We start from the raw sequence: 265 nt of genomic DNA on the forward strand, positions 1-265 counted from the left end.
TATCCCCGCTTAGGTTTAATAATTTCCGGCCTTGCTGCCGCTTTTCCTCGGTGCGTTTCCATTTGTTAATTAAAACCGGGTTGTAAATTTTAACGATTTTCGTTTTAACGCCCAACGCCCGCACAGCTTCTTCCACCATCGGCGATAGGGCAATCACCACATCGGCGTACGAATAAACTTTTTTAAAATAACGCCGCACCAAGGGCAAAAGGTATTTCCATAGCGGCAACGCACCTTTGATCGAATCCGGGATAACGTGGGCCGT

At 47.2% G+C, this 265-nt stretch carries 1 protein-coding gene; it reads right to left on the reverse strand.

Annotation, left to right across the window (positions count from 1 at the left end):
• The coding region (locus Q0192_RS18795; RefSeq protein ID WP_366518177.1) for a glycosyltransferase at positions 1–265 on the reverse strand (265 nt) is incomplete at both ends.

Source organism: uncultured Mucilaginibacter sp., from assembly GCF_937859865.1.
In the GTDB taxonomy this organism is placed as follows: Bacteria; Bacteroidota; Bacteroidia; order Sphingobacteriales; family Sphingobacteriaceae; genus Mucilaginibacter_A.